The 19595-nt window shown below is 62.1% G+C and carries 17 protein-coding genes; 6 read left to right on the top strand and 11 right to left on the bottom strand.

Going from position 1 to position 19595, the window contains the following annotated elements; translation table 11 throughout:
* The first annotated feature begins 5 nt into the window (after positions 1 to 5).
* From DAT37_RS27335 to DAT37_RS27350, 4 genes are read left to right on the top strand one after another with little or no spacing between them, the layout of a single operon-like run.
* Positions 6 to 1127 carry a dehydrogenase gene (locus tag DAT37_RS27335; protein WP_157978727.1) on the top strand — a complete coding sequence of 374 codons (1122 nt, stop codon included), beginning with the start codon at positions 6 to 8 and terminating at the stop codon, positions 1125 to 1127.
* Positions 1124 to 2194 carry an alcohol dehydrogenase gene (locus tag DAT37_RS27340; RefSeq protein ID WP_109527711.1) on the top strand — a complete coding sequence of 357 codons (1071 nt, stop codon included), beginning with the start codon at positions 1124 to 1126 and terminating at the stop codon, positions 2192 to 2194. Before DAT37_RS27335 ends, DAT37_RS27340 begins: the two co-directional genes overlap by 4 nt.
* Positions 2191 to 3315, top strand: coding sequence for a DegT/DnrJ/EryC1/StrS family aminotransferase (locus tag DAT37_RS27345; protein ID WP_109527712.1), 1125 nt, complete (start codon positions 2191 to 2193; stop codon positions 3313 to 3315). The genes DAT37_RS27340 and DAT37_RS27345 overlap by 4 nt, the downstream gene beginning before the upstream one ends.
* Complete coding sequence (locus tag DAT37_RS27350) at positions 3312 to 3986, top strand: ribulose-phosphate 3-epimerase (protein ID WP_109527713.1); 675 nt, start codon at positions 3312 to 3314, stop codon at positions 3984 to 3986. Before DAT37_RS27345 ends, DAT37_RS27350 begins: the two co-directional genes overlap by 4 nt.
* 19 nt (positions 3987 to 4005) lie before the next feature.
* On the opposite strand, the gene DAT37_RS27355 is transcribed toward DAT37_RS27350, so the two are convergent.
* The 4 genes from DAT37_RS27355 to DAT37_RS27370 all read right to left on the bottom strand — a co-directional run bounded on the left by DAT37_RS27355 (position 4006) and on the right by DAT37_RS27370 (position 7302).
* Complete coding sequence (locus DAT37_RS27355) at positions 4006 to 4650, bottom strand: NUDIX hydrolase (protein WP_232840024.1); 645 nt, start codon at positions 4648 to 4650, stop codon at positions 4006 to 4008.
* Positions 4651 to 4760: 110 nt separating this feature from the next.
* Entirely contained in the window at positions 4761 to 5210 is a 450-nt protein-coding gene (locus tag DAT37_RS27360) for a GNAT family N-acetyltransferase (protein WP_408637443.1), read from the bottom strand.
* A 680-nt stretch (positions 5211 to 5890) separates the two neighbouring features.
* Entirely contained in the window at positions 5891 to 6421 is a 531-nt protein-coding gene (locus DAT37_RS27365) for a hypothetical protein (protein ID WP_109527715.1), read from the bottom strand.
* Positions 6421 to 7302, bottom strand: a complete 882-nt coding sequence (locus tag DAT37_RS27370; protein ID WP_109527716.1) for a hypothetical protein — start codon at positions 7300 to 7302, stop codon at positions 6421 to 6423. The genes DAT37_RS27365 and DAT37_RS27370 overlap by 1 nt, the downstream gene beginning before the upstream one ends.
* Positions 7303 to 7698: 396 nt before the next feature.
* On the opposite strand from DAT37_RS27370, the gene DAT37_RS27375 reads away from it, so the two are divergent.
* Positions 7699 to 9003, top strand: a complete 1305-nt coding sequence (locus tag DAT37_RS27375) for a serine hydrolase domain-containing protein (protein WP_109527717.1) — start codon at positions 7699 to 7701, stop codon at positions 9001 to 9003.
* Here the strand turns inward: DAT37_RS27375 and DAT37_RS27380 are convergent.
* From DAT37_RS27380 to DAT37_RS44340, 3 genes are all read right to left on the bottom strand, one after another.
* The gene (locus DAT37_RS27380; RefSeq protein ID WP_332873362.1) at positions 8984 to 10288 is read right to left on the bottom strand and encodes a helix-turn-helix transcriptional regulator; all 1305 of its coding nucleotides are present in this window, start codon (positions 10286 to 10288) and stop codon (positions 8984 to 8986) included. The two genes, DAT37_RS27375 and DAT37_RS27380, sit on opposite strands and share 20 nt — an antisense overlap.
* 388 nt (positions 10289 to 10676) lie before the next feature.
* Positions 10677 to 11576, bottom strand: a complete 900-nt coding sequence (locus tag DAT37_RS44335) for a hypothetical protein (RefSeq protein ID WP_157978729.1) — start codon at positions 11574 to 11576, stop codon at positions 10677 to 10679.
* Positions 11577 to 11612: 36 nt separating this feature from the next.
* Complete coding sequence (locus DAT37_RS44340; RefSeq protein ID WP_157978730.1) at positions 11613 to 11990, bottom strand: hypothetical protein; 378 nt, start codon at positions 11988 to 11990, stop codon at positions 11613 to 11615.
* A gap of 858 nt (positions 11991 to 12848) precedes the next feature.
* On the opposite strand from DAT37_RS44340, the gene DAT37_RS27390 reads away from it, so the two are divergent.
* Positions 12849 to 13517, top strand: a complete 669-nt coding sequence (locus DAT37_RS27390; protein ID WP_109527720.1) for a restriction endonuclease — start codon at positions 12849 to 12851, stop codon at positions 13515 to 13517.
* A gap of 71 nt (positions 13518 to 13588) precedes the next feature.
* On the opposite strand, the gene DAT37_RS27395 is transcribed toward DAT37_RS27390, so the two are convergent.
* The 4 genes from DAT37_RS27395 to DAT37_RS27410 all read right to left on the bottom strand — a co-directional run bounded on the left by DAT37_RS27395 (position 13589) and on the right by DAT37_RS27410 (position 18624).
* Positions 13589 to 14809 (bottom strand): AlbA family DNA-binding domain-containing protein, encoded by a 1221-nt coding sequence (locus tag DAT37_RS27395; protein ID WP_232840026.1) that lies wholly within the window; start codon positions 14807 to 14809, stop codon positions 13589 to 13591.
* Positions 14810 to 15266: 457 nt separating this feature from the next.
* Entirely contained in the window at positions 15267 to 15908 is a 642-nt protein-coding gene (locus tag DAT37_RS27400) for a PIN domain-containing protein (RefSeq protein WP_332873363.1), read from the bottom strand.
* Between the two features lie 181 nt (positions 15909 to 16089).
* Positions 16090 to 16905 (bottom strand): hypothetical protein, encoded by an 816-nt coding sequence (locus DAT37_RS27405; RefSeq protein WP_157978731.1) that lies wholly within the window; start codon positions 16903 to 16905, stop codon positions 16090 to 16092.
* A gap of 738 nt (positions 16906 to 17643) precedes the next feature.
* Positions 17644 to 18624: a hypothetical protein gene (locus tag DAT37_RS27410; protein ID WP_109527723.1), complete on the bottom strand. Its 981-nt coding sequence runs from the start codon at positions 18622 to 18624 to the stop codon at positions 17644 to 17646.
* Positions 18625 to 19595 lie beyond the last annotated feature (971 nt).

Raw genomic sequence — 19595 nt, forward strand, 5'->3', positions numbered from 1 at the left:
GCATCATGGAAGCCTCGCTCGAAAACCGTGCACTCGTGCGCACCGGAACCACTCTTCAACTGCGGCGCAACAGGTTCCATCCGAGCGCGGGGACAACGCACCGGATGCTGCGGGTAGGAGTATGCGGAACAGACCTACAGATCCAACGCGGCGCCCGCGGTGACCGAGCTCGAATTCTGGGGCACGAAGGCATCGGGCTCCGCCTACCCGACACCGACCGCGAGACGATCCCGGTGTGTGAGATCTTCGACCCGGTCGACCGGCACGACCAGGACACGATCCTCGGGCACAGCTACGACGGTCTGCTGCGCGACTACTTCACCAGCAGCAGCGGTCACCCCTATCAGGTTGTGGTCGCGCAGGATCTGTTGCCGTTGGACCTCGCACCGCTGACCGAACCGCTCGCTACCGCCCTCTACGGGTGGGAATTGATCGGCGAGCACCTGCGCCCGCCGGGGCGGGTGGCGATCTTCGGTGCGGGCAGCGCCGCACTGCTACTGGCCCTCACCGGAGAGCGGTTGGGGTATCGGATCGAGCTGATCCAGCCTCGGCCCGAACGGGCGCAATTCCTCACCGGACGTTCCATCCTGGGCACGGCAGAACTTCGTACACACGCCGCTGCGGACAGCGCCGACGGCGCGATCGTGTGCCTGCCTCGCGAAGCCGCCCACCCCGCCCTCGACAGCGCCCTCACATGCCTGCGCCCTGGAGGGGTCTTGAATCTGTTCGGCGGTATCCCCGCCGCGTTCGACCATCCTGATCTGCCCGGCGTGGATCTCGCGGCGATTCGACGGCGCAACGTGTGTGGACACACCCGAGGAAGCGCGAGCGAGCTGGTGAGCACCGCGACGGGAAAGCCGGTTTGGGTGACCGGGCATCGCGGCAGTTCCCCACAGCAACTCGACGCGGCCCAGCGCCTGCTTATCGATGATCCCGCACGTTACGGGGCACTGGTTACTCACGTGATCTCCCTGGAGGAGGCCGCGACCCGTATCCCCGCGCTCGCCGCGCGGGACCGCGCACGCGGTGAGCACATCAAGGTCGTCATCGACCCGACCATGACCGAACCGACACGGCCCGCCGACATCCACACCAGCGTCGCTCAACACCTCAGGCAGCTCCGATGAACACTTACACCTATCAGCGCATCGACCACGCCGACGGCCTCGCCTTCCTCACCACCGCCCAAACTCGTTATGACAGTTCGGAATCCGAGGGCGAGACGGTGCTGTTGGCTCCTCGTGTGGTCGGGGTGTGTCGATCGGATCTGCGTGAGATCCGCGGGGAACGATTCGGCAGACGCGACTTCGGACACGAAATCCTCGGCACCGTCCTGGACGCCCCACAGGCGCTGGCGGACCTGCGTGGACGTACCGTGTTGTTCGATCCGCACCCGGTGCTGCGCTACCGCAGCTCCGGGTTCGCGCACCTGGTCGAACTCGTCGCCGAACCCACCCAACTCCGTGCCGCGCTCGTCCCGGCCCCGCCCGGTTTGCCGACCGAGAGCGCGGTCCTGGGTGAACCACTGGCGTGTGTCGTGCATTGCGTGCGCCGCCTGCTGGCCCTCACCGAAGATCGCGGCACCCCCCTCTCCGCGCCGGTGGCCGTCGTGGGAGCCGGGATCGCGGGCACCCTGATCACCGCGACACTGCTCGTCCTCGGATACCGGTGCACCCTGTTCAACCGTCGCGTCGACAGAATCCGGTTCCTGCTCGACCGTGGTGCGCTCCCGCCCGAAGTGGCCGAAACCGACCCCGGTAGAACGAGTTTCGAACACGTCATCCTGGCCACCGCCCACGCCTCACCCGGGTATCTGGACACCAGCGTGCGATTGCTCGCCGACGGGGGTCTGCTGATGCTGTTCGCCGGAACCCAGCCCGGTGACCGGCTGCACGGCCTCGACATCGACCAGATCCGCCGCCACGAACTGACCCAGGCCGGGGCCGTCCCCGGTAAACGACTCACCCTCGCCGGGACCTACGGCGCCACCCGCGCCGACTTCACCGAAGCACTCACCCTGCTCAGCGCCCCCGTCCCAGCAGGGCAGTGGTCGCTCGCGGGTTGCGCGCAGCGATTGATCGCCCGGCGACTGGAACTATCCGAGGCGCCCGCCTACCTCACCGCCGCCGCGACCAGCGGATACCTCGGCAAAGCAGTCGTCCACATCACCTCCGGCCCGAGCGCGCAGTCGTGAAGGTTCCCCGCTACAACTACCCGGCCCAGTTCCCCGACCCCGACACCGTCCAAGCCCGAATCAGGCGAGCATTACTCGAGGGCGACTACATCCTGGGGGAGTCGGTCGAGCGATTCGAGCAGGCGTTCGCCGACTACCTCGGTGCCGCGCACGTGGTCGGTGTCAACTCCGGCACCGATGCTCTTGTGCTGGCACTCACCGCGGCCGGGGTCGAGGCCGGTGATGAAGTGATCACCGTCGCCAACACCTTCCACGCCACCGTTGCCGCGATCGTCGCTGTCGGTGCGACACCGATCCTGGTCGACAGCGAACCCGGGACCTATCTGATGGACCTGCACGCGGTCGAGGCCGCGATCGGGCCGCGGACCTGCGCGATCATCGCCGTGCACCTGTTCGGCCGGACCCTGGACATGGACCGGCTCACCGCACTTACCCACCGACACGGCCTGCTACTCATCGAAGACTGCGCCCAAGCCGTCGGCGCCCGGTGGGGCACGCAACGAGTCGGAACCTTCGGTGCGCTGGGGTGTTTCAGCTTCCATCCGAGTAAGAACCTGGCCGCAGCCGGAGACGCCGGTGCTGTCACCAGCAGCGATGACGAACTCGCCGAGCAACTCCGGATCTTGCGCGGACTGGGACAGGACGGACAAGACAACCATGTCACCGTCGGAATGAACTCGAAACTGGATGCGCTCCAAGCGATCATCCTGCACAGCAAACTCGACCACCTCGACGAATGGAACCAAGCGCGCGCCCGCGTGGCACTGGACTACCACGAAAGACTCACCGACCCACGACTTACCGTGTCCGCGCCTGCACAGCCGCCCGGCGATCACGTCCACCACCTGTTCCAGGTCGAAGTGCCCAACCGCGACACCCTGGTGAAGCGTCTGCGCGGCGATGGGGTCGATGCCGTGGTGCGTTATCCGGTCCCCATCCACCGCCAACCCGCCTTCGCCGGGCAGCCGTTCGCGCGGCACCACTACCCGAACGCCGAGCAGCAGGCCGCGACGACCCTGTGCCTGCCGATGCGACCGGATCTCACCGAACCAGACATCGACTACGTCTGCGATCGTCTCGAAGCCGCAGTCATCGACATCGAAAGGAACTCCACGACATGACTATTCGCGTCGCGCCTGCGCTGCTCGGAGCCGATCCGCTCAACCTCGACACCGCGATCACTCACGTCGAGCGCATCGAGGTGCCGTATCTGCACCTCGATGTCATGGACGGGCACTACACCGACGACATCAACTTCGGGCTACGCACCATCGCCGCGGTGCGCGAACGCACCCACATGCCCCTGGACATACACCTGCAAACCCTGCGACCCGAACGCTACCTCGACGCGCTGATCGACATCGGCGTCGAACGGGTGTCGATACACGTCGACGCCTGCGACCAGATCGCCACCGCCTTGGACACGCTGCAATCCGCAGGCATCGGAAAAGGACTCGTCCTCAACCCCGACCTGCCACTGCACCGGCTCGAACCGCATCTGGACCGACTCGACTTCGTCATCCTGATGACCAGCCAACCCGGCACCAGCACGTTCGACCCCACCGTCGTCACGAAGATCAAAACCCTGCGCGCGCTGTTGACCGAACGGTTCCTCGACACCACCGAACTCGTCGCCGACGGCGGAATCACCGACCACACCGCACCACACGTGATCGCCGCCGGAATCGACACACTCGTCGCGGCCAGCGGCGTCTTCCGCGCTGCCGACGCGGACCCGCACGCGGCGGTCGAACGGCTCGCACACGCGAACCGTTCGACCGCGCCCCAATAGCGGGGGCCGATCCAACAGGTCAGTCGAACACCGTGGGCAACTCGGCCTTGCCCCAATGCTCATGCAGCAATCGGATCTGGCTCGCGAGAACCCGTGTCGTGGACAACTCGGGAAGCTCCTCGACATCGAACCAACCCACCTCCATCGTCTCGACAGGGCTGGGTTCACCGTCGGAGATCTTCTCGCACAGGAAAAACAGCTTGTAGACGTGATACGGGAATACCGGCTGGTGGCCTTGAACATCACGATCCAGCAAGGCCACCAGCTTGCCCGCGCGCACGACCAGACCCGATTCCTCCTCGACCTCCCGCTCGATCGCCTGTGACGGCGGCTCGAGGATGTCGCACCACCCACCAGGCAACGTCCACCGCTCATCGCTGCGATCACGGATCAGCAAGATCCGGCCCGCCTCGTCGAACACACCCCCACGCACATCGACCTTGGGGGTCATGTACCCCGACTCCAAGGACACGATCTCGTTCAACTGCTGCGGAGTACCGGCGCTGATCAACGACAGCAACTGCATCGAAATCGCATTGGTCTGCTCATAGCGTTGCCGGTCGAACACATCGGTAGCGAACACCAAACCGTTGTTGGCGATCGAAGCCAAAGTCAAAGCAGCAGTACGAATCTGCTCCTCAACCGACGACTGCGGTTCATTCACGAATGCTTCCTTTGCGAGTAGGTATGAACAATACGGGCCGCAGACAAGCAGCAATCGCTGGAATCGCTTGTGATGGCTACGCTTGCGCGACATATGCCGGGTCGGCCGGGTCACGGCTGCAACCGGTAGACCACGGAGTCGCGGGCAGCAAAACCCAGACGCCGATACAGGCGATTCGCCGATTCTCGGGCAGGACTCGAGGACAAGTCCAGAGTGCGCACATCGGTGGCGCGGGCCAGTTCGATCGCGGCCTCGGTCAACGCCGCACCGACACCCCGGCCCCGCAAGGCGCGGTCGACCACGACGTCCTCGATCCTTCCCCGCAGCCCCGTTGGAATCGCGTACAACACCAACGTCAACGCGCCGACCACGTCGCCGTCGTGGCGCGCGAGTAACAAGCGGGTGGCAGGCGAATTCACGATCTGCTCCAGCATGGCCAGACTCAGCGGCGGTGCTGAGGTGGACAACTGCGAGACAAGCCCGCCCAACGCCGCCACTATGTCCGGCGTAGGTTCGGTCAGCAGCTCGACCACCACCGATCCTTGCTGCGCGTGGCTCAACAACACACCTTCCGTTCGATCGTGAACACAGTCGATTCCCTGATCCCCCACGCGGTCGGGCCGCCGACCCAACCCTGATTGTCGGGACAACACCACCCGTACATCGCCGCGTTTCGACTACTCAGCCTAGCCGTAGACAGTGCATCCCTGCGGTATCCGTGGGCTGATGACGGCGCGAATCTTCGGCCGGTGCTTTCGGTGACCCCATCGCGCAGATTCATACCGCCAGAGTCGTTTCGATCCCGCACTTGGCCAACGAATCAGTAAGGCCGAGAAGGCTGTTGACAACGGCGAAATAGCTTCATTCGCCGGCCCGATCGTGGTCGTGCTTCCAGCTCAAACGCGCAGTCGAACGAGACCGATCACCCCTGCGAACATGCCGAGCTGTTCTGCATAGCGCGTTGGGAATCGGCGCGAATGAGCTGCTGACCTGGATCTGGCACCGCTGGGGCGCGACAGAGGCGCGCGTCCACGGCAATTTCACGGTGACAGATTTGATGACCGGGTGGTCTCATCATCGGAGATCGGCCAGTCACGTCCGTACTGATTGCCGCTCGCCCAGGAACGCGCCCCGAGTGGGGGGTTCGTGCGAATTCGACGTCCAGTCCAGAGTTCTGGTGGCCCGACCGGGTTGAGGTCTTGTGTGCACGTGAATCGTGTGTCTTCTGTTCGAGGATCGCTCACGGGATGGGTTGGGGGACGCGCCAGCTTGCAGCGAACTCGACTCGCATTGCCTTGATCTCACCGATCAGGTCGGCATATCCCCGTTGCACCTGTGCGAAGCGCACCGCTGCGTCGTGCCGGTGTTCGGCGCTGTTGCTGTGGCGCAGTGTCCATTGGACCTGGGCATAGGTTTCGGCGACGTGGCTGATCACTTCCCCGAGGGAGTGGGTGTGGCGTCGCGCGGTGGCTGGGTGAGGAAGGTGGAATATCGACCAGTCATCGATCAGGCTGATGACTGCGCGGATTCGGATGTGCGTCGCATCGGCGTCGAAGTCGGCGGGTCTGCGCACGGGGGAGATGATTGCCGTGATGCTGGTGGAGTGGAGATCGGCGAGCTCGCGTGCCCACCCGATCAAAGGGGAACCGTGCTCCAACTGTCCGGCGATAGCCAGCAAGAGTTCCCGAGCCTGCAACAGCCCGTGCATAGCGGCGGGGTGAACGCTGTCCTGTCCGTCGTTCGGTGTCGCGACCGTGTCGGTGGCGCCCATCATCGATCTCCAAGGACTGCATCGGAGGCGGGCGCTGGTATGGCCAGGGTGCAGCGTGTGAAGGTCCGTTCGTGGTTGGTGAACCGTTGGGTGTCCGCGCACGCCGCTGTCACTGAGTTCGCGATCTGGTCCGAGGGCCGACGTGGTTCTTCGAGTTCGACGATCAACTGTCCTGTGGCTGTGGTGAGCAGTCGAATGACAGCGGGTCTGGCGTCGGGCAAGATTTTGAAGTCCTCGGCCGGTTGGCTGGTGATGTCGGGGTCGTTGATCAACGCGCGATATGTGGCGTCGACCGTCTCGATGACTTCGGTCCATCCGAGTTGAGACAGGGTTGTGAGCGCGTCGAGCTGGGCTACGGTCGGGATCACGCCGATCTTGGATTCGACCAGAATCCGCTCGGCCGACCCGGATAATGCGGGAGGCTGGCTGCGGACCTGGGCGTCGGGCGCGGGCGCCGAGTCGAGGAAGTGGACTCCGACTGTCCTCATGCGGGTCAGCTGTGTGACCGCCGCTCGGCCGGAGGGGCCGAGGTTGGCCAAATGTTCGCGAGAAGGCACAATGAGACGCCCGCCCCCCGAGTCCGCGATCGAATCCATGACCTGCCACAACACCTCGGCGCGTCGCGCGGGAGTGAAAACCGGAGCGAGATCCACACTCCACGAGTGGGCGACTTCGCGCAGTCGGCTCACCACGGTCGCGGAAGGGTCACGGCGATCGAGTTCGGTAAGCAGATTGTGTACCAGCAGTTCGGGCGCGAGAGGCTCGAATACGACTTGGCCTCGGCCGAATCCGTAGCGTGCGGCGTAGTCGAACATCAGGCGGTGTAGCGGGTTGGCGGCGTTGCGGGGAACCAGTTCCGAGCGGGCATATCCGATCCACATCACGGTGTCCCCGACTACTGGTGTGTTCTTGCAATGCACAGCATCGCGGCGGATGCGTGGCAACTGTGCGGGATAGCTTGCTTTTGCCCGGCGGGGTGAGTTGCGTGCAACAGGACTGGTCGGTGGGTATGCATTTCGAGAGCCTCCTTGTTTCGGGTTCGGCACCCGGCGACGACGAGGTGGTCCAGACCTCATAGGCGAAGCATTTGTCGGCCGATCCGGTGGGCTGGTTGCGTCCAAGCTGGGGCGAGGAAGCAACTGACCGGCCGGCCCGAGCGTTGGACTTCAGCGTGGCTGCTGTCGCGAGCTGAAGGAAGGTGTTTGCTGTGGACAGAAAATTTGTCCACACGCCCCGATCTGCGCGTGTGCGATCCTGGGTGCGACGGGAAGGAATCGATGGACAGCGACTTCCAGACCAGGCTTTCCTCGCGTGTAGCCGACATCCAGGTCAGCGCGGGGATCCCGAGTGTGCTCGTGGCGGTCGGCCTCGGCGGCGTCGTGCGAGCTGTCGCAGTATCGGGCTACGCCGATGTCGAAGCCAAGCAGGTCGCCACCAGCGAGAGCTGCTATCGCATCGGCTCGATCACCAAGACCTTCACCGCCGCGCTGACGCTGCTGCTCGCCGAGCGTGGAGCAATGGGCCTGGATGACCCGATCGCCAAGTTTCTCCCGGGGACACCGTTCGGGCATGTTCCGCTGCGCATGTTGTTGTCGCATACCAGCGGGTTGCAACGGGAAGCCCCCACCGATATGTGGGAGAGCATGCAGGGCCCCTCGCCCACTCAGCTCCGTGAGATGTTCTCCCGGGTCGAGTTCGTGGCCCAGCCTGGACAACGCTGGCACTACTCCAATCTCGGCTACGCGATCTTGGGCCAAGTAATCGAATCCATCCTCGGGCGATCGTGTGAATCCGCGATCACCGCAACGCTGCTCGAACCATTGGGGCTGGAGCACACCTGTTGGAACCGGCCTGACGACGCGATGATCGGATACCGGCTGGATCCGTTCGTGGCTACCGTGCATCGCGAACCGGTGATGGATCAAGGCGCTGTCGGGGTGGGCGGACAGATGTGGTCGACCGCCGGCGATCTCCTGCGGTGGGGGTATGTACTCACCGGTGGTGAACCAGAAGTGCTACCCGGCAACGTGATCGAGAAGATGCATACCCTGCACGTCATGGTCGACACGGCGGGATGGACCAGAGGATGGGGTCTGGGCCTGATCTTGGAGCGGCGTGACGACACTGTCGTGTCCGGCCACACCGGAGCGATGCCCGGCTTCCAATCCGCACTCGTCCTCGATCGCCCCACTGGCATGGCGGTCACGGTGCTGACCAACATCACCCGCGGTGTCACCCCCGGCGATCTGGCCACCGACATACTGCGCGAGGCCATCGCCGAACAACCCTCCCCGCCTACCCCTGAGTGGCGTCCTGCGACGTGTCCTGCGCACATCTCGCCGTTGCTGGGCAGTTGGTGGTCCGAAGCCGACGAAACGGTGTTCCGGTGGGAAATCGACGGCTTGCATGCCTACCTGGCCAGTGCTCCAGCAACGACCGATACCCGATTCGTCGAAGAAGGACCCGGACGATTCCGCGCCGCGCACGGACGATTCCAGGGCGAACTCTTGCTCGTGACCGATGCAGGAAGTGGCATCGAGATGCGTTGGGCTACCTACCCGTTCACGCGTTCACCGCGTTGAATTCGAGCAGCCGATCGGCGACCGGGGTGACAGCGGGGTCACCACAGGCACACAAGACGAGCTCGATCGCACAGAACATCCGCCGAACCCGCGGTGAGACAGCTCCGCTGCCGAGCCGAGTTATCGCGTCATCGACAGTGAGGGCGGCAGCCTCATGTTGACCGAGACGTAGTTGCGCATCTGCTTGCTCGAGAAACCAGATGGTGCGGTTGCGGACGAACCGCTCAGCGCTACCGGCCGAAGCCTGCTCTTGTAGGGCGTCTATCGCGTGACCATGGTGGCCGAGATCGAGCAGGCACGAACCTCGATGCCCGGCCAACGCGGCAGCATCGAAAACCTCCAACCACGGCGGATCCGGTTGGTCCGGACGATGTCGAGACAGCTCCGACTCCGCTTCCGTGAGCATCTGCGTGCACAACTCGGATTCCCCTAGGCGGGCGTGCGCACGGGCGGACATCGTCAGAACGAAGGCCGACAAGCGGCGATTGCCGCTCCGGCGAGCCCACGACAAGGCTCCGTAGGCGCGTTCGGCACCACGATCCGGCTCGCCGGACCAGGTGCTGACGAACGCCGCGTTCGGGCCACCGATGAACGCCAGTAGATCCAAAGCACCCGCCTGTTCAGCCGCGAGTCGTGAAGCAGCGAAAGCCTTCTCGGCCAGCGCGACGCTGCCGCGATCGAACAACATCCACCCCGACAACTGGTGCGCCTCAGCGATGAGACGACCCAACGCCCGCTGGCGCGCGGAATCCAGCCGCGAGGCAAGCTGCTGAGCTGCGCGGGCGTGGGCAGCGAGATCGTCGAGATGTGCAGTAGCCATCGTGTGATCGGCTGCACGCACCCTCGCGATCAGCGCGCGCAGAACAGGCACCGCAGCATCTGGGTCCAAGACCACAACTCGCGGCACCAGGACTCCATCGGTGAAAGGCGCGGCCAGTCGACGAAGAACACCGTTGGCTTCGAGAACGTTATCGAGACGGTCGACAAGATCAGGTTGCGGACGTCGCTGCGCCTTCTCGATCCGAGCCAGCAGATCATGACTGGCCAACACCATCGGAGCTAGTCGGCGCAGTGAGAGTCTCGCCATTTCGCGGCGGGCGCGTAGCTCCGCGCCGAACAGTGCCTCAGCAGTGTCGCGTGGGTCGAATCGGTAGGGCACAACTGCCACCGTCCTATTATCACCGCCGTAGCCGGTCAAGGCTAATGCGCGGGGGCGATGATTACATGTGGGTCGGCGCCGCAGCGCGCCTGCACCACGCAGTGCTCGTCGGACATCGACTTCCACTGCCCGCCCCAGAAACTCCGGACGACAGCCCCTCGGCGAGGTGCCGCTGGTCCGGGGGAGAGCCGAACGGTTTCTGTTTGAGTAGTGAGTCTTGGCCAGGTCGGCGGGAACGTCGCACCAGATCTCGACGGCGCGCGAGTTTCGGATTCCAGTTCGTGCGAAGCGCAGGTCGCGTGGCTTGAACCACCATGAATCGATGACGACGGCATCTGGGATGAGCAACCTGACCTACAGGACAGGTCAGGTTGAAGTCACCTGATTTCCAAGGGGAGGAGTCGGATACGAAAGCGTTGCCCGAAGGGATAGTTCCCCTGCTGGATGAAGTTACTTGCAGCAAGGCGACCCCCTGATGTCGGCAGTCTAGTAGTTTACAAACGAAATAAAAGAGTCACTTCCTGTATGGTCCGAGATAGTTCCGAGAGCATTCCTCAGGGTATGCGCAAAGTCGATATCGCATTTTTCCTCCAGCCGACGCAGGGTCGGACATTGGAGTATATGCTCGATCGTAGTGATTGGACATTGTGATAAACCGAAAGGGATTTCCACCATCGTCAATAACCAGTGAGCGACCGTCTTCGAATCCTATATTTACGACAAACTTGCAGTCGCATTGATCCGCCCGCACATCGACTTTGAAAGCTATCGTCTCATCCAGCGCCAGCGTGACAGCATGGGTCTTGATATAATCGAATTCGGTGTATTTTCCAGAAAATATTGATTTCGCTTCGAGTACGTCACCAGCGTTAAGGTCGAAGCCGATCTCCTGCGCGTCGGTTACGCCTTGTGAGCCGACTGTCAAGATGGTCCCAGATGGTGGCGGCCTCCTTTCCAGTACTTTTGCGGTAAGGCTAATTATTTGTACTGGTGTAAAATTTTGGCCAGTTATCTTGAAGTAGAGAGAAGCGTTAAGTAGCCCAGGACGTTGGGGATCGTAGACGGGGAAGCCGGTTTTCGGCCAATCTTGCGCGACGGCCGCCAGTGGCGCATCGTCACCGTCCATTTCGACAGCTATTGGCGATACTTTGGAGCCTGGAGAATTTTGGGGCCCTATTACCCCTTCTGCGCGCGCTGGAGGCGTTGCGTTGTCCCTCTTGTCGCGATCAGTCTCTTTGGCATGCTCTTCGGCAACGGCATGATCCGGCTGCTGTAGCCAGATGATGACTCCCGCCGACACGGTTACAACAACCAATATGGCTGTGCAGATGGCGACTAGCCATCTGCGACGTTCGGACCAGAAATTGTTCTGAATATTTCCGTCACCATGCTGAAGTGCAATTTGCTTTTTCATCCGAACCCCGAATGTCGAAAACCCATGCAGGCGCCATTAGTTGAATGTGTTGTTTTGAGTGTTGTTGTCGCCTGACTGCACTGCCACCTGTGCGTGCCGAAGATCGACAAGGTGTCGCGCACGGTCGGCTTCCGAGTGAGGCAATGCGCTCAGAAGCTGTGCCGCCAAAGTCTGCAACTCACTGTCGTTTGCGCCGCCAATTCGGGCAATAGCTGCTTCCAGCGCCGCAACGTTTCCGCCAGGCGTTGCTTCGTTGGCTTCAAGCGCGGTCCTGACATCAGGATCGTCGCCTCCACGGCTGACTCTGCGCCGAATCGCTTGATAGACCTCTCGCACCGTCGCCGATGCCGCATCCTGACCGCCAGCCGCAGCACCCGCGATCAACGCTGTAATGATCACTGTCAACGGATCCATGCTGTCTTACCGCCTCATTAACTACCATCCAGCGTGTCAAGCCTAATCTAAACCATCTGCCCACCAGGCCGTTTACGAATGCTCATGACGGACTAAACTCACATACCGACCGATATGTTTGTGAGAAATTAGTCAGTCAGAAGACTTGACCATATTGCACGGCACCCTGTGCACCGTCTCGTGGCCATACCTTGTACGTAGCAATTCAACGTGAGTCGTTCCAACGCCGCCGACGCCAGGTAGGTCGACATCAACCAGAAGCTTGTCGAGCGGGAGGCTCGCACCGGGCTGGCCGCGTCCGCTCTCCGTCGCTTTACGCACCAAAGCTGCAACCTGGAACAACAAAAGCTACCAACTTGTGACGGAAATGCTGCCTCGCCGCTAGTGAACTGCCACCCCGACATCGCCCCCGGAGTCGCGACCGTCGCCCTCGCTTCGGAACCCCGACACCACCAACTACCTGAGCCACGAGGACGCAAGCAGCGACCACCGCCTACGACGCCCTTCAACCTCTACCTCGGTTACCCCACAGTCCGCTGCACTATTGCTGTTCCGTGGCCCGTCACGCGCGAGGACTGAAGTCACGCAGGACGAGTCGGACACGGCACCCGTGAAGTCCAGGAAATGAGTAGACTCCCCCCGGTTTACAGACACTGCCAGTTTTCGGAACGAGATTTCCGTCTGGTTCGAGAACCATCGCAAATTCCGGCCGCGCGGTCGGCGCTCAAATATGCGAGTTCGCAGTGATATTCGCCAACTATCGAGATTTGTTAGATCTCGAGTCGGTCCTCGGTCCACCAGAGCGAGAGGACTTGATAACATTCGTGTCCTACAAGGATCGAGGCTAAGATCCCGCACGTGGAGTACATCAGGACACCTGCGCAGGCTGAACAGAACGCGGCAAGAAAGATGCGCGAGTTGGGCTTCTTCGACGCAGTTGCCACAACCGGTGGTGCGGACGGCGGTATCGATGTGCGGGCATCAAACGCGGTTGCCCAGGTCAAGTGGCGTGGAGGCGTGACCGGAAGACCGGAGTTGCAACGGCTTTTCGGTGCGCGAGGTGCGGACTTCAGCAGTAAACTGCTCTTCTTCTCGGCAACTGGTTACTCGCAACAGGCACATGAGTACGCGATGAGTTCAGGCATCGCTCTGTTCACCTATGAGCCGACCGGCGATCTTCGTCCGGAAAACCGGCTAGCCAGCAGTTTGGTCAATAGCGCTAACCCTACGTCCGCTCCACCACCGAAACCCTCGACGATATCCTCTAGTTGGTCGCCCTCGCGTGCAGCTACGCGCGGTGACCAGCCGATCGGTTGCGCACCTGAGTTGGTCCTTGTCATTGCTGGCTTTATCTGTTCGATTGGTGCAGGGACTGGTTTTCACCGTCTCCTGAACCCAGAGGACGGAGATCGGTGGGGTGACGATGCGCAGAGCTTGCTGTTCTTCTTGGCAATCGTAGCAGTCGGGTGCTGGGGAGGGCTCATATTCTTGATCCGTAAGCGAATCAAGAATTGGCAAGACAAATAGCTCGTCGGAACCTTGCTTCCGCAAGCAGCACATCTGCATCAAATGTTCTGCGGGGTATTCGAAGTTCGATTTCAGTCGGTGAACTCCTGCTCCCGATACGCACCGAGGCCCCGCAGCAGTGTGGCCAACAGCGACTTCACGACCGCGCGAGGACGGTCAGTGAGGTCGAGCAACGTCGCCCCGGTAGCGCGTTCGTAGTTGTCCGCGGTGTAGGGCTCCCCTTCCGGTCCGTGGCGATGCGCGCTTCTGGTGTAAGAACGGGCCCCACGTAGACCAGTGATAATCAATCCGAACCGCCACGTACCAGTGAAGCCGTACTGTTGGCCGACGACAGCCGCCAGACGGATGAGCAGGTCGGTGTGGTTGATGATCAGGCTCTCGAAGACGACCTCGGTGTCGGGTGGACGTGGATTCACATTCTGGAACTGAGCGGTGAATACCGGACGCTCGGATGCCAGCAGCAGGGTGCCGTTCTCGTGGAATGCAATCTCGGCCGCGCCGCCATCGCCTTCCCATCGTCGACCGTTGTACATGCCGGTGGTGATGGCGACACCGTTGGCTCGTCGTCCGAATCCGTGGGCATCGACCAGGTTCGGCGAGCATTCGCGGTGCTCGGGTCGGGCGACAGCCTGCATGAGGTCCAACACAGGACGCTGCCAGGCGTTTGATTCGATGAGGGGAACGAGGAGGTCGTCGGGTGCGCCGAGCGGCTCGGCGAGGATCACCACGATACTGTCGCGCCCCTTCCGCGGTCCGAGTCCCTCAAGCGCGGAGCGGGTTTCGGCGAGGACGTCCTTCTGCCCCGCCAAGCGGAGTTGGTGCCAGCGCAACACTTCCTCGTGGGGCAGGACTCGATTCTCCACATTGCCGCGCCCGTAGTAGCGGCCATCGACCATATGTGGCGCGCGCGGGGACTGTGGGATATGAACCAGCAAATAGCCGTGTCCAGGTTGACCGTCTGCCACGATCACGGTCGTCGCGATCCGGACGGGCTCGTGTACCGCGGTGGTGGCGATGCTCTCGATTCGTTCGGGTAGTCCCTTGAGTTCGACTGGAGACAGACTCGGTGATGTGCCCTTTGCGAGGTCACCTTCGTCTACCCCGATGATGATGGTGCCGCCGTCGAGCGCGAAGGCGGCGATGTCGCACGCGATCTTCTTGTTTGCCGATCTGCCAGGATCGACGGTTCGTTTGAGATCGCGGTAGTGGTCTTCGACCAACAGGTTGCCTGCCACTGCGGTGCGCAGTTCGTCCTCGCTGCGAGGTGTCCAGAATGGACCGATGGTCGTCACGAGCAGTCAGCGTAATGCCAGGCACCGACATGTTTTTCGACAGACAGAGCCAGCAAGGGATCGCCTGGACGGGTGACCCGTTCGTTTGGTGTCGAGGAAGTCCCATTCGTCACCCAGTACCCAACGCAATGCCGACAGTTTGCCGATGAGCATTCCCAACTCGAAGGCGTCGTACGGCCCGAGATTCTCGATACCGTAGGTTTCCTCGATCCCTTTACGTCCCTGACGAGCGACGCGCTCGTGCTTCGCGAGTTCTTCGGTCTTGCCTTTCGGCGATCAACTCGCGGTCATGCCGCAGTGAACGCTCGTACCACACCTTGTCGATCTCCCTTTCAGCGGCAAGGATCTCGTTCAGCCCGCGTGGGTCGTCTGGGAACCACATCTCGGCGACGAGTTCGTCCAGGTAGCCATTGAACTCGTCGCGCAGGCATTGTTCGAGTCCGTCGACCCTGAGCCTTTACGTCGAGAGTTCAGCTGCGAAAATCTCCGCGAAGTCGTCATAAGGCTGGCGCTGGTCGCCCTGGATGGCCCAGAAGTCGAGGGAGTTCGACGTCACGAACGCGAATGTGTCACCGGGATTGGCCGTGGTCAGGGCTGTGGCATACATCTCGATCAGCAGCGCGTCCGCGACGCTGTTGCGTTGCCGGTGGAAGGGCGCGACCTTCGCCAACGCTCGTGCCACTACTCGCTCTCGTTCGTCGGTCGATGGCTGGATTCGCTTGCTGGTCTCCAGTAGTGCGCATATGGCCTCGAAGTTGCGAAGGGTCAGGGCGCCGCTGAGTGTCACTTGGTGCGCCCACTTGTCGAACAGTCTGAGTTCCTCGTTGCGGTAGTCCATGTCGGCGTAGGCGGCGAGTTCTTGCCGGATGGCCTTGAAACGGTCGGTCAAGCTGGTGGTCAACATCTTTTGAACGTTCTCGCGGTTGCGCTCGAACTCGTCCACGACTACTTGGGGCACCAACAACTGGACGTGACCGTCGGTAATCAAGATTGGGTGTCGGAGCACCGATGACTTCCCCCGTGCGAAGTGATAATTGCGGACGGCGATATTTACTGAGCGGCATGCATCATGAGCGCCTGTCGATCGGTCACACCGCACACCGCTCAGATCGATCAGGACGATGTGACCGGTAGGTGTCGCTATCGTGGGTTGGCAGCCGATGTCCAAGTCATCGAAGGCGTCATGCGCGCTGTTGCAGCGGGTCGACTTTCTCGTTCTTGGTCCTATCGGACCGTGCTCAGAGCCTTCCCGGCAAGCGGTGTCGCCTCGAGGTTGAAGCCTAGAAATTGTGAGCAAAGCCTATGTGTTTGCATGCGGGGTCCTGGCATGGCTTATCGGGGAAGAACTCTAGGTCCCCCTTGAAAGATGTGCATGCCGTGCATGCCGTGCATGCCGTGCATGCCGGTGGCGGTGGCGTTGGGATGGCATTCTTCGATTTTCCGGAGAGGTTGATGGAATTCCTGTGGGCAGCGACGGGATCGTTGTTGCGAGGAGCGAACTTGACCGCGGAACTAGTGCCAGCGTTGTTCGGGGCCGTGAACTGGATCTTGAACGTCCCGCATCTATTGGGCTGTACCGGACCCGACGACTCGATGAGTTTGAAGTGGGCATTGTTGCCTATCGGCCCGGGGGTGTCATTGAATGTCAGCACGTCGGTGCCGAAATTGCGGACTTGCACCGTCTGGGTCGTGGAGGTGCCATGCTCGAGCTCTCCGAAGGACTTGTCGGCTGGCAGCTGAATCCAGGGCTGTTTGGTGCCGTTGTCGGTGCCGGCCACCACCCAGATCAGGCCGCGCTCGACCGAGTCCTCGTTGATGAGCTGAATTTTCCAGTCGGTGCTCGGTTCGTTGACCTGGATTTCGACCAGTTGAATGTCGTCGGCCTGGGGCCTGATCGTGGCTTGGGCCACCTGGGTCCCGACCTGGTCGAAGATCGGCTGCCGCTGCGGGAACTCCGGTAGGCCGACGGGCAGGCCGTGGCCGACTCGGAGTTGCACGATGGGGCGGGCCGCGCTTGGTGGCTTGCACTCGGTGCCCACTACCTGGACCCGGATGAACATGGTGTTGGTCGGTCCGACCGCTTCGGTGAACGTCAAGAATCCACTTTGACCGTGGCCGGCTACCGTGAGCGGCCCTGGAGTGGTGGGGAATGTCTGCGGGTCCATAATCTGCTCCTATTTTTGGTGCAACACACGTCGATTGTTTCGCTGCCGACCGGTCAGTCGAAGCGATCTGATTTTCACCTCTCGGACCGGTTACTGATGCGGAAGTCGCGGCCCCGGCAAGGTGGGTCCGGGTGGCTTGAACAGGAGAAGTCGCGGGCGTGGCAATGACCGGTGGCCCGTGCTTGTCGCTGATCGAATCGAGTGATCTGATTTGGAGACCGAGGTTCGCCATAGTGTGCTCCTCGAATGCCTCAAATATCGGTGCGCGATGGTGCTGCGGCGGGCGACGAGGCGTATGTTCGTGCCGGTGTGAACACCCGCTGCCAGCATGCATCGGTTGACCTGGCACGTCGTGCGTAGTCCACTACTCATCTCAAGCGGGGCGTGAGGGTAATCCAGCGATCGGACCGGTGTAGACCCGTTCGCGGAGATGTTCCAGGAGACGATATCGGCGGCTGCGCCGAATATTTTCAGCTGAATCCGCCCGGCTAAGGCGCGGTCCAACATAGTTTCGACAGTCGATAGTTGTGGGCTATTCATGCTGACAGAAGTCGCGAATCGAAGATGACGCAGAGCCTAATAATGTTGGGGCAGAAACGAAATTCTGCCATCGGCCGCATCGTCGGCAGTGTGTGTCACAGCCGTGGGGCAGAGAGCGCAATGTGATGATTACGGGGTGGGGGCGCGTTCGGGGCATTGCCAAGTGATGTTGGGGTGTGTGGGGTCGGGGTTGGCTTCGGCGATTCGTTTAAATGAGTTGGATCGTGACATTCCGACGATCGCGGTGTCGGTGCGGATGATGAGGGCGTATCCGTTGTCGGGTGACCATTTCGCGGGAACCAGGACCCATCGGTCGCCTCGTGCGACGAGTGGGCGGAAGCACTCGTAGCGGCGTGTTGTTGGTTGTCCTGGTTGGGTGGGGACCAGGGTCTCGGCGATCAGGTTCGCGGGCACGTCCAACTGTTGGGTGGTGACCACGGAGATTGCTGTTTCCTTGGTCCAGAGGTTGTGGGCAAGGGCCTGGGCGGCGTCCTTGCCGAGGCGGGTGGCGAAGGAGTTCATGACGGCGAACAGTGCGAGAAGGCTGACCGCGATGGCCAGGGTTTGTGTTACTCGCGTGGTCGGTGTCGCCGAATGCGAGCCCGGCTCGGTGATCGAGGTCGAGAGGCTCCAGCAGCCGCCGACGACCAGTAGTCCGCCTATTCCGAGTGCGGTGGGTGTGAATATCCAGGAGATGGCTGTGAGGTCGTCGGTGATCCAGGGTACGACCACGCCGGCGATGCCGGTGGCGATGAGAACCGCGCCGAGTGCGAGGACGGCTCGGCCGATATTGCGTACGAGGTCCGGTCTTCGTCCGCTGCGGATGAAGTGTTTCGTGTAGTCGGCTGTTCGCACTGCCGTGAACCATCCGACCAGGAGAAGGAGGAGGGGGACATACAGCACGCTGACGCTGTTGATGACGTAGTCGCTGGAGGTGAATCCGAGGGCGTCGCAGTCGATGCCGAAGTAGGCCAGTTTCGTGCGGGTGTAGACGTAGCCGAAGTAGTAGCACAGGGCGGTGATGACTGTGGTCGGGGCGATGACCGTCCCGATGACACCGACCCATTGACGGAGTATCGGTGGCGATGGCGCCGCCTGCTGGTTGCTCATCTCACGGCCCCGTCGGTGCGCTGTCTGGAGCAGGTGCGGGTGTGTCGGGGCCGGTCTGCGGCGGAGGTGCTGGATTGCCGGTTTCTCCAGGGGGTTGTGGTGGCTCGGGTAGCTCCGTGTTGTATGTCGGCGGCGCGACTGGGTTATCTGGAGGGCTGGGGCGAGCGCCCGGGCTCTGGGTTCTGCGTCCTTCTGCGGTAGGTAGCGGGACGCCGCCCGGGGCAGGGGCTGGTGGCGGTATCGCTGATGGTGGAGCCGAGAATTCCGGCGAAATCGAAATCTGCGATGGGGTCGCGCCCGGTGCGGGCACCACCGCGGGGGGAACCGATCGGTTCGGCGGCGGTTCGGTGTCGGATTCCTTGCAGCCGATCAGCCCCGTGACCGACAAGGCGAGTGCGGTGACGCTCGTGGCAAGCCGTGCCGCTGTCGTAGCTCCTGACTTCTGTCTGCTTCGCGACCGCATGAGGACTCCTGGTGAACTGGGCAGCTCGTTCAGACGATGCCCCTGCACACGGTGATGCTCGCGAGTAGTCGACTACCTGTCGTGTATCGCTGCTGGTCCAGTCGCCGGAGAGTCGGGTTATGTGATGTCGATGTCGGCGTAGAGGGCGGCGTGGTCGGAGGCGGCGTGTTGTTTGCTGGTGAGGGTGTCGTAGTGGGGGAACAGGGTGCCGTGGGTGCCGCCCCAGATGCCTTGCGAAAGATGCCGCTGCTGGTTGACGCGGGCGAAGAGGGAGCGCCCATTGTGTCGTATTCTGCACTTACCCCGCTCAGTGCGGCGCCCTCATATCGTGAACAAAATCGGACCGACTGGTCAGTGTGTGGTCTACGATCTCTATGCCTCCAGGTCGAAGTAGTTCTGATACGGCCGGGATGGTGTCGGCAGAACGTGAATACTGACCCCCGCGTGGCATCTGAAAATTGACCCCTTTGGTCGGTCACCCTGGCTCTCACCGAGTCAGGGAGGACGA

This window comes from Nocardia aurea, from assembly GCF_003123685.1.
GTDB classification, from domain to species: Bacteria; Actinomycetota; Actinomycetes; order Mycobacteriales; family Mycobacteriaceae; genus Nocardia; species Nocardia aurea.